The 12,722-nt window shown below is 65.9% G+C and carries 12 protein-coding genes; 4 read left to right on the top strand and 8 right to left on the bottom strand.

Annotated features, from left to right (window positions below):
• Window positions 1-196 precede the first annotated feature (196 nt).
• The 3 genes from QZ409_RS19250 to QZ409_RS19240 are packed head-to-tail and all read left to right on the top strand — an operon-like array spanning window position 197 to window position 2,213.
• A complete protein-coding gene (locus QZ409_RS19250; RefSeq protein ID WP_296714554.1) occupies window positions 197-640 on the top strand; it encodes a TerB family tellurite resistance protein in 444 nt (147 codons plus the stop codon).
• Window positions 637-1,452: an SDR family oxidoreductase gene (locus QZ409_RS19245; RefSeq protein ID WP_296714552.1), complete on the top strand. Its 816-nt coding sequence runs from the start codon at window positions 637-639 to the stop codon at window positions 1,450-1,452. Before QZ409_RS19250 ends, QZ409_RS19245 begins: the two co-directional genes overlap by 4 nt.
• 2 nt (window positions 1,453-1,454) lie before the next feature.
• A complete protein-coding gene (locus QZ409_RS19240; RefSeq protein ID WP_296714824.1) occupies window positions 1,455-2,213 on the top strand; it encodes a glutamine amidotransferase in 759 nt (252 codons plus the stop codon).
• Window positions 2,214-2,228: 15 nt separating this feature from the next.
• On the opposite strand, the gene QZ409_RS19235 is transcribed toward QZ409_RS19240, so the two are convergent.
• The 4 genes from QZ409_RS19235 to epmA all read right to left on the bottom strand — a co-directional run bounded on the left by QZ409_RS19235 (window position 2,229) and on the right by epmA (window position 7,611).
• A complete protein-coding gene (locus QZ409_RS19235; protein ID WP_296714551.1) occupies window positions 2,229-2,759 on the bottom strand; it encodes a CAP domain-containing protein in 531 nt (176 codons plus the stop codon).
• A gap of 76 nt (window positions 2,760-2,835) precedes the next feature.
• Entirely contained in the window at window positions 2,836-5,325 is a 2,490-nt protein-coding gene (locus QZ409_RS19230; RefSeq protein WP_296714549.1) for a DUF3772 domain-containing protein, read from the bottom strand.
• A gap of 187 nt (window positions 5,326-5,512) precedes the next feature.
• The gene (locus QZ409_RS19225) at window positions 5,513-6,571 is read right to left on the bottom strand and encodes a lysine-2,3-aminomutase-like protein (protein ID WP_296714547.1); all 1,059 of its coding nucleotides are present in this window, start codon (window positions 6,569-6,571) and stop codon (window positions 5,513-5,515) included.
• The gene (epmA, locus tag QZ409_RS19220) at window positions 6,568-7,611 is read right to left on the bottom strand and encodes an EF-P lysine aminoacylase EpmA (protein WP_296714544.1); all 1,044 of its coding nucleotides are present in this window, start codon (window positions 7,609-7,611) and stop codon (window positions 6,568-6,570) included. Before epmA ends, QZ409_RS19225 begins: the two co-directional genes overlap by 4 nt.
• A gap of 149 nt (window positions 7,612-7,760) precedes the next feature.
• Here epmA and efp point away from each other — a divergent pair, with 149 nt between their 5' ends.
• Window positions 7,761-8,330 (top strand): elongation factor P, encoded by a 570-nt coding sequence (efp, locus tag QZ409_RS19215; protein ID WP_296714542.1) that lies wholly within the window; start codon window positions 7,761-7,763, stop codon window positions 8,328-8,330.
• 78 nt (window positions 8,331-8,408) lie between these two features.
• Here efp and QZ409_RS19210 read toward each other — a convergent pair whose 3' ends face one another.
• The 4 genes from QZ409_RS19210 to dapF all read right to left on the bottom strand — a co-directional run bounded on the left by QZ409_RS19210 (window position 8,409) and on the right by dapF (window position 12,516).
• Entirely contained in the window at window positions 8,409-8,735 is a 327-nt protein-coding gene (locus QZ409_RS19210) for a hypothetical protein (protein WP_296714541.1), read from the bottom strand.
• 115 nt (window positions 8,736-8,850) lie between these two features.
• Complete coding sequence (locus QZ409_RS19205; RefSeq protein WP_296714540.1) at window positions 8,851-10,296, bottom strand: hypothetical protein; 1,446 nt, start codon at window positions 10,294-10,296, stop codon at window positions 8,851-8,853.
• 100 nt (window positions 10,297-10,396) lie between these two features.
• Window positions 10,397-11,689: a tRNA (N(6)-L-threonylcarbamoyladenosine(37)-C(2))-methylthiotransferase MtaB gene (gene mtaB, locus QZ409_RS19200; RefSeq protein WP_296714538.1), complete on the bottom strand. Its 1,293-nt coding sequence runs from the start codon at window positions 11,687-11,689 to the stop codon at window positions 10,397-10,399.
• Window positions 11,686-12,516 carry a diaminopimelate epimerase gene (gene dapF / locus QZ409_RS19195; RefSeq protein WP_296714822.1) on the bottom strand — a complete coding sequence of 277 codons (831 nt, stop codon included), beginning with the start codon at window positions 12,514-12,516 and terminating at the stop codon, window positions 11,686-11,688. The genes mtaB and dapF overlap by 4 nt, the downstream gene beginning before the upstream one ends.
• Window positions 12,517-12,722: the final 206 nt, after the last annotated feature.

The raw sequence follows: 12,722 nt of genomic DNA, 5'->3' as shown, positions 1-12,722 counted from the left end.
GCGTCGCGGCGCCTGTAATATTACTGGTTGTTCCACCTATTTCGGCATGGTTAATGCTTCGTTCAGCACCCAAGGCCCATCTTGGGATTCAGAATGCGCGTCTTGACCAGGTTTGAGCATGTTCGAAAGGTTGCGGCAGTTCATTGACGAAATAACCGGGTCCGAAGCCGCACAACGCGATTTTGGCGGGAATGAATTGCGTGTCGCCGCCGCCGCTCTGCTTGTCCATGTCGCCGAGATCGACGGCTTTTTCAGCGAAACCGAAAAACGCGCCTTGCTGTTGCTGTTGCAGCAGCGCTTCGACCTCGGCCGCGACGAAGCCGAGCAGCTTTTGGCAGAGGCGCGCGACCGCGATCGCGAGGCCGTCGACCTTTACGGCTTTACTTCGGTTCTCAAGGATTCGATGGCGGGACCGGATCGCCGGCGCCTGATCGAAATGATGTGGACCGTCGCCTATGCCGACGGAACCGTGCAGGAATTCGAGGAAAACATCATCTGGCGGGTGTCGGAACTGCTCGGCGTGCCCGCGCGCGACCGCCTGGCCATGCGCCGCAAGGTCCGGGAAGAACACGGCTGCGAACCCGACGCGCCCGGCCCCTGGGATCTCGGCGCCCCCGCCCCTGCGGGGTCGGAATCATGACGGCGCCGCGCAAACTCATGCTCATCACGGGCGCATCGGGCGGCATCGGCGCCGATCTCGCCCGCTACGCGGCCGCGCAGGGCCATGATCTCGCGCTCGTCGCGCGCAACCGCGCGGCGCTCGACGCCCTCGCCGATGAACTCGCCGTCCTGCCGGGACAGAGAAATCCCCGCCCGCTGGCGTTTGACTTCGACCTGACCCAGCCCGGCGCCCCAGCCGCGCTGGCCGCCGCGCTGGAAGCGGCGGGCGCCTCGGTCGAAATTCTGGTCAACAATGCCGGCTATGGCCTGCTCGGTCCGGCGACGGAGGGCGATCACGCCGAACAATTGGGCATGATTGACCTGAATATGCGCGCCTTGACAGAACTGAGCCTGATTTTTGCGCCGCAACTGATTCAAGCCCGGGGGCGGCTGCTGAATGTCGCCTCGATCGTCGCCTTCATGCCGGGTCCGGGCATGGCGGTCTATTACGCCAGCAAGGCCTATGTGCTGTCCTTCTCCGAGGCGCTGTCAGTCGAGCTGGCGCCACGCGGGGTGAGTGTAACCGCGCTTTGCCCCGGGCCGGTGCCCACCGGCTTCCAGGCGCGTGCGCGTTTCTCCGCCAAGATGGACAAGATGATCCGCAGCGGCGCGCTCTCCGCGCCGGAGGTCGCGAAAATCGCCTATCAGGGCATGATGGCCGGCAAGCGCGTCGTCCTGCCCGGCCTCATGACGAAATTCATCGCCTGGACTAGCCCCCTCGCCCCCAAGTCCCTCACCATGGCCATGGTCGGCTCGATGCAATTGCGCCGCAGGGAAAAGGAGATCGCTTGAAAATGCTCTTTTCCGTCGATCCGTTTTCGCCGCCACAACACAAGCCGGTGCTGATCGTCCTGCACGGCGAACACAGCTGTCCCGGACGGATCGGCCGGCTGCTGCGCGACCTTGGCGCCCCGCTGGATATCCGCCGCCCCCGCTTCGGCGACCCCCTGCCCGAGACGATGCGGGACCATTCCGGAGCGGTTTTTTTCGGCGGCCCGATGAGCGCCAATGACGAAGAAGACTGGCTGAAGCGGGAGATCGACTGGATCGGCGCGCCGCTGAAGGAAAACAAGCCCTTTCTTGGCATCTGCCTTGGCTCGCAATTGCTCGCGCGCCATCTCGGCCACAAGGTCGGCGCCCATCCGGAAGGCCGCGTGGAAGTCGGCTATTATCCCATCCGCCCGACGCAAGAAGGGCATTCGCTCTGCGACTGCGCCTTCCCCACCCGCGTCTATCAATGGCATCGCGAAGGTTTCGACTGCCCCAATGGCGCGGTCCTGCTCGCGAGGGGCGAGGATTTCGAGGCCCAGGCGATCCAGGTCGGCGAAAAGGCCTTCGGCCTGCAATTCCACCCCGACGTCACTTACGCCATGATGTGCAAATGGACGGTGACCGCGCTGGAGCGCATGAACCACCCCAGCGCCCAGGAGCGCCATCGCCATCTGGAGGGCTGGTTCCAGCATGACCGCGCCGTGGCGCGCTGGACCTCGGCCTTCCTGCGCCGCTGGCTCGGTCCCTCGGACTTCGACGGCGAACTCGCGCCGGCGGAATAACGCTCCCGCCGCAGTTCAGTTCGCCATGACCAGCGCCCAGAACACCTTGTAGCGCGTCTTGGGATTATAGGCGGCGGCGACGCCCATGCGCTTCATGCCCGGCGCGAGCAGATTGGCGTTATGCGAGGGCGACTGGCGCCAGCCGGAAAAGACTTCGGCCATGGTGTCATAGCCCGCCGAGACATTCTCCACCGCAGCCGATTTCTGGAAGCCCGCGCCATTGAGCCGGGACGCCAGCGAGCCGCTCAGCTCATGGCTGAGCTTGTCCCGCGTCGCCATGGTCTCGGCCTGCGCCCGCGCCTGCTCCATCAGGGCCGGATCGAGCGTCAGGCCGGCCAGTCCGTTGTTGCGGCGATAGAGCGAGATCATATCGCGCGCGGCGGCGGAGTCGAGGCTGGCGCCGGGCGCGGCCATGGAGCGATAAAGGCTGGATTCGCTGGCGGCGGGAGGCGGCGGCGGCGCGGCGGTGTCGGCGCAGCCGGCCAGCAGCAGGCAGAGCGGGGCGGAACCCGCGATGAGGCGCAGGAAGGAACGGCTGTCATGCATCGGATTTTGGCTTTCCGAACTTTGGCGGCAAGGCGCGGACAGAGCGGGCGAGACCTGCGGGAATGCGCCAAAAACCTTAAGGTTTGATGTCTTTTGCGCCGGGGAGAAGGCGCTGCAACATGGGCTCGAACTTGGAAACGTCGAGGTCGAGCGAGGTGCTGGTCGAAGGCATTTTCAATCCGGCCTCGGCGAAGGCCTTGAAAATGGCGTAGAGCACATCGCTCCGCACCCGCCCCGCCCGCTCGACCTCCTCGACGAAACAGATCAGCTCGAAATCGAGCGAATTGGCGCCGAAATTGGTGAACAGCACCGTCGGGGCCGGAATGCCCACGACCTGGTCCTGCGATCTCGCGGCGTCAGTCAGGATCTCGCGCACCTTTTCGGGGTCCGAACCGGCGACGACCTGAACCGGAATCTTGATGCGGCCCATGCGGTCGCCGCGCACGAAATTCTTCACCACCCCGGTCATCATATTGCCGTTGGGGACGATCATGGTCGCGCGGTCGGCGGTCTCGATCTCGGTGGCGCGCACATTGATGCGCCGGACAAAGCCCTGTTCTTCACCGATCACGACCAGATCGCCGACCCGGATCGTGCGCTCCCACAGCAGGATCAGGCCCGAGACGAAATTATTGACCACCGATTGCAGGCCGAGGCCGATACCGACGGAGAGCGCGCCGGCGACGAGCGCGAGCCTTTCGAGATTGATGCCGAGAGAGGCGCCCGCGAACAGCAGCGCGATCAGGAAGCCGATATAGCCGACGCTGGTGCGGATCGAGGCCTGAAGCCCCTGATCGAGTTGCGTCAACGGAAGATAGCGCTTTTCGAGCCAGTTCTGGATCGCATGGGTGATGGCGTAGCCGAGGGCGAACAGCACGAGCGCGATCAGCAGGCTCCAGGGCGAGATGGTGACGTCGCCAAGCTTGAAACCGAAGAAGGCCGACTGGAGCGTGCCCAGCATGTCATGCGACTGCAGACCCCAGGGCGCCATGACCAGCAAGGCGGCGACCGCATAAAGCGTCAGCGAAATGACGCCTTCGAGCAGCGCGCCGATCTGCGCCAGGCTCTCCCGGCGCAGGCCCACGCTGTTGACCAGCCCGCGGCTGAGCCGGGAATTAGGCCGGAACGCCTGCTCAAAGCCCTCGGAGGCGATCTTCAGCAGCAGAAACAGCAGGCCCGCGACAAAGGCGGTCCAGGCGAGCTGCGTGACGAGAAAGGACGACAGCGCGATATAGCCGAGCAGATCGGCGCCGATCACCGCGACCGTCGCCGCCCAGGCGGCGAAGCGGATTGGCGGCCACCAGGGACTTTCATCGTCGAGACTGGCGGGCCGCGCGGTCTCCTCTTCTGGCGTATCGTCAGGCGCGACGATCCCATAGAGCCCGCGCATCAGCGTGAGGCCGACGAGCATGGCGAAGGTTCCCCGCGCCGCAACCGAGACCGGCAGCGAGGCGCCGAGCACCTCGTCCAGCGCGTCGAATAATTTGCCGAACGCGATCAGGCCGGTGACGATCAGAACGAGATTCATCAGCCTTTGCGCCACCCGGTCGCTGAGATCGAGCGGACGCCAGAGCGGACGGCTGGGCGCGAGAATCGCGTTGCCCAGCCCTACCGCCCAGGCGCAAAGAACGACGCCGCCAAAGAAGGCGTCGGACAAGGGCTTGAATTCCTGACCGCCGAGGCCGAACCAGTCGGTCAAGGCGTAAAGGGCGATCGCGGCGAGGATGGGGATGGCCGCCACGGCCAGCGCGGTCCACAGCGCGGCCGCCGCCTTCTGCAATTCGCTTGGCGGCCGTCCCGATTTTTCGCGCGGGATCACCCGGCGGGCCAGTAGCGACGCGGCGACCACCGCGCCGATCAGCACGACCAGCAGCAGGCTGAACAAGGCGGCCGCCCCATTGGACAGGACGCGGGCGAACTGGCCCGCGATATCGAGGAGCGCCCCTTTGGCGGCGGAAAGATTGTGGGGGGTGTCGCGCGCGACATCCATCCACAGGCTCGGCGAGACGATGCTCGACGAGCTTTGGAAAACGGCATTGGAGAAGAGGGTGCGCCGCCTGTCGGCGATCTGCGCGGCAAGCTGGTCGGCGCGCAATTGCGCGAGATTCGCCCGTTTGATGAGATCGTCGCTGGCCGAGAAAAGCTTCTGCTGCTCGGCGCGTTCCTGCGCCACCGCCGGGTCTTCCGGCGCCGCCGGCGGATTGGCCTTCGGGTCGGGCGGCGCGCCGAGCTGGTCGAGACGCGCCTTGAGCGCCGTCATCTTGGGAGAAACCTCGGCGATGACGCTCTGGATCTGCGTCGAGATCGGATCGAGCGAGGCGCGAAGCTTGACCAGTTCGCCGTCGGTCATGCTGTCGGTGGCGAGCTTGGCCTCAATCTGGTCGAGGCTCTGCTTGGCCGCGTCAAGCCGCACATTCGGATCGACGGGCGGAGCGGATTCCGCCGGGCCCGTCGCGACGGGCGCGCCCTGCGGCTTCGCGTCCTGCGCAGGCGCAGGCGCCGCCGCGCAGATGAGCAACACGGCCAGGATTTTCGCGAAAAGCACGCGGGAAATGAGGCGCCTCAAGGCAGTCTCCGAATCAATTATTGCGCCAAAAACCTTGCAAATCAGCCTAAAAGAGGGCTGCTCCATCATTGCCTTGACCTTTGACTCGTCAAAGGTCAAGGCGCCCGGCGGCGTCAGCCGCCGCCGCGCCCGTTGGCGCGGGACGCCAAGGGTCTTTTTCAGAAGTCATTTTTCCGGCCCCTTGGCGTCACGCCTCGTCTCGCGCCTTTGGCGGCGGATCGGAATAAGCGTGGCTTTTTCCGCGCCAATCTTCAACCCGCCATTGCGCGCCCTCGCGGCGCCAATAGACCGGCCCGGCTGGGGCTTTGCCATGCCCCCCCGGGATGTCCACGACATAAATGGGCTGACAAAGCCCTGAGACATGACCCAGCAGAGCCCGCACGAGAGCCTGCCCTTCCTCCAGCGGCAGACGCAGATGCGAGGTGCCCGGCGCGAGATCGCCATGATGCAGGTAATAGGGCTTGATCCGATTCTCGACGAAAGCCCTCATCAGGGCGGAAAGCGTTTCGACATCGTCATTCACCCCGCGCAACAGCACGGTCTGGCTGACCATGGCGATCCCGGAATCGATCAGCCGCGCGATGGATGCGCAGGCGGCGGGCGTCAACTCGCGCGGATGATTGGCGTGCAGCGCGACATAGATCGTCTTGCCGCTGGCGCGCAGGGCGCCGACCAACTCGTCCGTCACCCGCTCCGGCGTCAAGGCCGGGACGCGCGAATGGAAGCGCAGGATCTTGACATGATCCAGCGCCCGCAGCCGGGTCGAGAGTTCGGCCAGCCGGCGCGGCGAAACGGCGAGCGGATCGCCACCGGTGACGATCAGCTCCCAGATTTTTTTGTGCGCGGCGAGATAGGAAAACGCCGCGTCGAGCTCCGCCGCGTCTAACAAACCGTCCGTCCCTGCCCCGACCCGCTCGCGGCGGAAGCAGAATCGGCAATAGACGGGGCAGACGCTGGTCAGTTTAAGCAAAGCGCGGTCGGGATAGCGGTGGATCAGGCCCTTGCAGACCTCGTGAGCGTCATCGCCGATCGGGTCCGCGCGCTCCTGCGGCAGCAAGGTCAGCTCCGCGGCGTCGGGCAGAAATTGCCGGCCGATCGGATCGTCGCGCGTCTCGATAAGCGCGGCGACGCCCGGCGGCACGGCGACGCTGTAGCGCGCCGCGACCTCGCCCAGAACGCCCGCCTCCTCCGCCGCGGCGAAGCCCGCCGCGATCAGCTCATCGGGCCGGGTCAGGATTTTGCTCATGCTGTTTCTCTTGGCGCCGCCGTCGGCGCCCAGAGGACGTCCTCGATATGATCTGCGCCAGTGGCGAGCATCACCAAACGATCGAGGCCGAGCGCGGCGCCGCTCGCCGGGGGCATCAGGGCCAGCGCGGAGAGAAAATCGTCGTCGATCGGAAAGGCGGAGCCGTAAATCCTCGTCCGTTCCGCCATGTCAGCCTCGAACCGGCGGCGCTGCTCGACCGGATCGGTCAATTCGCCGAAGGCGTTGGCCAATTCCACCCCACAGCCATAAAGCTCGAAGCGCTCGGCGAAGCGCGGGTCTTCCGGCTTGCGCCGCGCCAGAGCGGCCTCGCTCGCGGGATAGTCGATCAGCACGGTCGCACGGCCATGGCCCAGATTTGGCTCGATCTTCTCCGAGACGATTTTGCTGAACAGGTCGGACCAGTGATCGTCCGCGCTCACCCGCAGCCCGAGCCGCGCCGCCTCGCGCGCAAGGGCGTCGCGGTCATCCAGCATGGTGGAAAGGTCGATTCCCGCATGGTGAGAAAAGGCCTCCGTGACGGGCAGTATTTCCGGCGCGGCGAAGGGATCGAGCCGCGACCCGCCAAAGCGAAACCCCGTCACGCCGGCAGCCTGGGCGGCGGCGCGCAAGACGGCGGCGCAATCGTCGATCAGGGCGCGATAAGGCGCCCCGGCGCGGTACCATTCCAGCATCGCGAATTCCGGATGGTGAAGGCGCGTGCGCTCGCCATTGCGGAAGACATGGGCGAGCGAGAAAATCCGCGTCTCGCCAGCGGCGAGCAGCTTCTTGCAATCGAATTCCGGCGAGCTGTGCAGGTAATAAGGCGTCACCACGCCGCCTATTGGCTCGTAACGCGTGGCGAAGCCCGAAATATGGGTCTCGTTGCCGGGCGAAACTTGCAAGGCCGAAGGCTCGATCTCGATAAAGCCCTCGCGCTCGAAAAAGCCGCGCAAAGCCTTGACGATCCGCGCCCGCGCCAGCAGGCGGGGCCGCCTCGCGGCATGATGTTCCGGCGCCCAGAAGGCGGCGTTTCGCGCCATCCCGCCCCTACCCCATGTTGATGTGACAAAAAACTGGCGTTGCGGCGACGATTGGGTATTAGTGTCGCCGCAAGTTTCAAAAAGGTCCATAGACCCGACCGCCCGTCGCTTCAACCGGCGCGGCGAACGTCGCCTTAGGGAATTCGACTGTGAGAATCATCGCCAGCAACGTCCGGAAGGGCAATATCATCGAACATGAGGACGGCAATCTCTATGTCGTGCTGAGCGCCGAAAGCTTCTTTCCCGGCAAGGGCACGCCGACCACGCAGATCGACATGCGCCGCCTGTCCGACGGCAACAAGACCTCCGTGCGCTACAAGACCACCGAGCAGGTCGAGCGCGCCCATGTCGAGGACATGAACTTCAGCTATCTCTACGAGGATGGCGACGGCCACACCTTCATGAATGATGACAATTTCGAACAGGTCATCGTTCCCAAGGACGTGATCGGCGAGCAGGCGGCCTATCTGCAGGAAGGCATGAAGTGCATCCTGTCGATCTTCAACGGCATCGCCGTGGCGATCCAGCTTCCGGCCCGCGTGACGCTCGAAGTGATCGAAACCGAGCCGGTCGTGAAGGGCCAGACCGCCTCCTCGTCGTACAAGCCCGCCAAGATGGACAATGGCCTGCGCGTGATGGTGCCGCCCCATATCGGCGTCGGAACCCGCATCGTCGTCCTCACCGAGGACAACACCTATGTCGAGCGCGCCAAGGATTGAGGCGCGCCTGCTTTCCCAAATGCAAAACGGCCGGGCGATCGCCCGGCCGTTTTCATTAGGACTGCGCGGCTTTTCCGCTCACCACGGCGCACGCGGATTGGCGGCCGGCAGGTTGAACGGGCCCGGCAACATCCAGTCGCCGAAAAGGTCGTTGCGGTAGGTGCCGCCCGGCGCGGGGGATTGATAGAATGTGCTGTCGTCCATGTAGCGATTCTGGGTGCCGACCGCCACGACATTGCCGGGATCGAGGAAGCTGCGCTTCTTGACGGTCAGTTCGGCGGCGTCCGCCGCTTCCACGACACGCGGAGAGGGCTGACGATGTTTATGCTTGCTCTCGGCCTGGGCGCCGGCGCAGACCAGCGCGCCCGATAACAGCGCGAGAACGAAAAGGGACTTACGGCGCATAATTGGCTCCTGATGCGGCTTTCAACAATCTAGCGTTTTGCAGGGAGTTGCGATAGCGAATTGGCCGCCAAAGTTAAAAAACTCCGCTGGCGCGGTTTTCTTGCAACCCTTTGGTTCATTGGTTCGTTTTTTCAGCGCGCTTTTTCACGGGCGCCGACGCCGGTTCGGCGCAGCCGCGCGCGCCGCGCGCCTGGGCGGAGGCGAAGAAGTCGCGCAGGGCGCCATCCTCGCCCGATGAAATCAAATCGAGCCGGTTGACGAGACAGGCGAGCGCGCCGGCGGACGCCGCCTCGTCATCCGCGCCGCAGAAAAAGCCCGCGATGGTCAGACCGAGTTGCGCCGCGCTGAAGCGGAATCCCCGGCAGGCGTCGCGCGTGACCCCGCCTTCCGTCATGGTCATGGCCGCCGTCTCGAAATCGCCAAAGCGCGTAGCTTGCGTCTGGGCGACATTTGCGCGGCCAAGGCTGAGGCCGAGCTGGGCGCCGCGCCGCGCCATATCCACGAAAAAGGCCGCGTCGGCGGTTTTCTCCGCGCCATGGCGATAGATGGCAAGCCGGAAGAAGGGGCCAGCCCCGGCGAATTCGCCAAAAGTCAGGGCGTCCTCGCGCCCGCCGCCCGTCGTGTGGCGGCGCGCCGCATAGAGGCGCTTCTCATGCGCCAGCGACGGCGCGGAGAGATCGAAAAGGCGCAGCGGTTTGGGAACTTCCAGCCAGACCGCGCGCTGGGCGCCCGGCTGGGCGGGCTGCGAGGCCGGCGCGAACGTCTCTTCGCTCCTGTCGCTCCCCGGCCATTGCGCCAGCAAGCCGCCAGCGCCCACCACGACAAGCCCGACCGCCGCGACCTTCAAGATCGCGGCGCTATAGGCGGCCAGAAAGCGGAACACGGGCTCAAGGATGAGGCTGGCCCGCCACGCGGCCTTGCCGGCGAGAAAAAGCGCCGCCGCCGCGCCATCGGCCGCCGTTCGGTCTTCCCCGGGCGCAACCGGCGCCGCGCGCGCGGCCTCAATCGGGTGAAACTCCCGCCTGTATTCGCGCGCGAGATCGGCTCGCCATTTTTCCTCGTGGTCGCGAGGCGCGGCGCGGGCGTCGAGCCGCGCCTGAACTGCCTCGATCTCGCGCCGGCTGAGTTCAAGATCTATTTTTCGCGCAGTCGAGCGATTCCGCGAAGGCTCCTCGACGGGCTCCCGCCCGCCGTTCTCCTGTGTCCTGCGCGCCTGTGCGCGGCGCGCGCGAACCGGCTCGGCGGCCTCAACCTGCGCCTCAATCTGCGCCTCTTGCCGCGCCTCTTGCCGCTCCGCCGTCTCAGCCTTCGGATGCAGCAAGGCGCTCGCGGAAGCCATCAGCGCGGAAACGCGGGACTGCGCGCTGGCGGCGCGCTGGCGCAGCGATTCGCCCAGCGCCGCGCCCGGACGCCCTTCAAGCAGCCCGCCCATTTTTGCGACGATCCGGGCCCGCAACGCCGGCCCCCAGCCGCGCTCCGCCCCGCCGGGCTTGCCCTGCGCGGAGAGAGAATCCTGGACATAGGCGCGAAAATCGCTTCCGCGGCGAAAAGTCGGGGTCAAAACGCAGCCTTTCCCGCGCCCCCAGGGGAGCGCATCGCAATAGCTCCATTTAGCGGGAGTTTTTACGAGTCTTGCGTTAGCGGACCGAAAGCATCTCAATTCACGATGAATCGATTGTTACGTCGAGCGCGCCGCCCGAAAAGCCGATCACGTCGGCCACGACGATCCGGCCCGGCGGCTGGCCGGGCGTGCGGACCGGGGTGAAATCATCGGCGCGGCCCATGCCGCCGCGTTCGGTCAGGACGCGCAGCCGCCGCCCGGCCTGCGCCTGCAAATGGCGTGTCAGCGCCCTTTCCCCCGCCTCGCGCAAAAGAGCCGCGCGCGCCTTGACCAATGCGGGCGCCACGCGCGGCATGCGCGCCGCGGGCGTTCCCGGACGCGCCGAAAAGGGAAAGACATGGAGGAAGCTCAAGCCGCAGTCCTCGATCAAGGCCAGCGAGCGCGCCGCCATGTCATCATCCTCGGTCGGAAAGCCCGCGATCAGATCGGCGCCGAAAGCGATGTCTGGGCGCAGGCGACGCAATTCGGCGCAGAACGCGACGCTTTCGGCGCGGCTGTGGCGGCGCTTCATGCGCTTCAGGATCAAATCATCGCCCGATTGAAGCGATAAATGCAGGTAGGGCGCGAGCCTTTCTTCCTCGGCGAAGGCCGCGAGCAACCCGGCGTCAGCCTCAATGCAATCGACTGACGACAGGCGCAGGCGCGGCAAATCCGGCAATTCGCGCAGCAGCAGGCGCACCAGCGCGCCAAGCTTGGGCGCGCCCGGCAGATCCGCGCCCCAGGAGGTCAGATCGACGCCTGTGAGAACGATTTCCTTATGGCCGGTCTCGACGAATTTGCGCGCCTGCGCCAGCGCCGCCTCCGGCGCGACGGAGCGCGACGGCCCCCGCCCGGACGGGATGACGCAAAAGGTGCAGCTATGGTCGCAACCATTCTGGATGGCGAGAAAGGCGCGGGTATGGCCCTCGATCGCGGCGAGCACGGGCGCGGGCGCATTCTCGCGCCGCGCAGCCTCCGCCACCGGGCCGACATTGACCCTTTGCGCGAAGCCCGCCCAGGACAAGGCGCGGGTCTTTTCGGCATTGCCCATGACATGGGCGACTTCCGCCATGTCCGAGAAGATTTGCGGCTCGATCTGCGCCGCGCAGCCGGTCACGACGATGCGCGCCTGCGGGTTTTCACGCTTCAGCCGGCGGATCGCCTGCCGCGCCTGCCGGGTCGATTCGGCGGTGACGGCGCAAGTATTGACGACGACGAGATTTCTTTCGCCGCCTTGCGCGGCCAGTTCGCGAATGGTCTGCGATTCGGCGAGATTAAGCCGGCAGCCGAATGTCAAGACTTCGACCGCGCCCGAGTCTTGCGCCTTGACCGCGCTGAATTCGGGCGGCGTCATCGCGCCGCAGCCGCGGGCGCAAAAATATCGGGCGTCAGGATTTGCGAAAATTCCAGCTCCACCGGCCCCGTCATGATGACGTGGCCGTCGGCTGCGCGCCATTCGATGATGAGGTCGCCGCCCGGCAAGGCGATGGTCGCGCGCCGCTCGGTGAGGCCCGCGCGCACGCCCGCGACCAGAGTGGCGCAAGCCGCCGTGCCGCAGGCGAGCGTCAGGCCAGTTCCACGCTCCCAGACCTTCAGCCGCACCGCATCGCGCGCCAAAACCTGGGCCAGCGAAATATTGGCCCGCTGCGGAAACAGCGGATCATGCTCCAGTTCCGGCCCGATCGCGGCGAGGTCATGGGCCTCGATGGAGGACACGAAGAAGATCGCGTGGGGATTGCCCATGCTGACGCAGGAGGCGGGCGGCAGGCCAAATTTCTTGAGATCGACAGAACCGGTGTCCGCGACCTCGCCCGCGAGCGGAATATCGCGCCAGCCGAGGCGCGGCGGACCCATATCGACGGAATAGGAGAGCGGCCCTTCGCGGCGCACGGCCAGAGGACCGGCCGATGTCGCGAGCGCGAGCGCCCCGGCGCCCGAGCGCTCCGCGAGATAATGGGCGACGCAGCGTGTGCCATTGCCGCAGGAGGCCGAGAGCGAGCCATCTTGGTTGTAAATGGTCATGAAGGCGTCGTCCGTCGCCGCGTGCGGATCGGACAGCACCATCAGCTGGTCATAGGCGAGGCCCGGCGCGCGCGCCAGCGCCCGGGCGTCCTCGGCGCTTGGCAAGACGTCCGCGCCGCGCAGATCGAGGACCAGAATGGCGTTGCCCGCGCCGTTCATCTTGAAAATCTCGCGCCCCGCCAGCGGATGACGCGGCGCCTGGGCGAGGCTTGCTGTTTCGGCGGCGGAAAAATCGGTCAAGGGTTTGGTCCGGAAATGCGCGCGTTCATGTTGGGTTTAGGCGCAATATAGGAGAAAAGAGCGCCCGCGGCCATATTCAGCCAAACAGCGGGCGTTAGAATGAATTGATTCGCGCGCGCCGCGCC

The organism is Rhodoblastus sp., assembly GCF_019449565.1.
In the GTDB taxonomy this organism is placed as follows: Bacteria; Pseudomonadota; Alphaproteobacteria; order Rhizobiales; family Beijerinckiaceae; genus Rhodoblastus.
Note: the sequence above shows the minus strand (reverse complement) of the source record. Positions and strands in the feature narration are given on the sequence as shown.

Bases quoted from the DNA above. Each gene is read 5' to 3' on its own strand.
- QZ409_RS19240 (WP_296714824.1), top strand. From the start codon at position 1,455: ATGCTCTTTTCCGTCGATCCGTTTTCGCCGCCACAACACAAGCCGGTG.
- mtaB (WP_296714538.1), bottom strand. From the start codon at position 11,689: ATGACGCCGCCCGAATTCAGCGCGGTCAAGGCGCAAGACTCGGGCGCG.
- epmA (WP_296714544.1), bottom strand. From the start codon at position 7,611: ATGGCGCGAAACGCCGCCTTCTGGGCGCCGGAACATCATGCCGCGAGG.
- QZ409_RS19210 (WP_296714541.1), bottom strand. From the start codon at position 8,735: ATGCGCCGTAAGTCCCTTTTCGTTCTCGCGCTGTTATCGGGCGCGCTG.
- dapF (WP_296714822.1), bottom strand. From the start codon at position 12,516: ATGAACGGCGCGGGCAACGCCATTCTGGTCCTCGATCTGCGCGGCGCG.
- QZ409_RS19245 (WP_296714552.1), top strand. From the start codon at position 637: ATGACGGCGCCGCGCAAACTCATGCTCATCACGGGCGCATCGGGCGGC.
- QZ409_RS19225 (WP_296714547.1), bottom strand. From the start codon at position 6,571: ATGAGCAAAATCCTGACCCGGCCCGATGAGCTGATCGCGGCGGGCTTC.
- QZ409_RS19235 (WP_296714551.1), bottom strand. From the start codon at position 2,759: ATGCATGACAGCCGTTCCTTCCTGCGCCTCATCGCGGGTTCCGCCCCG.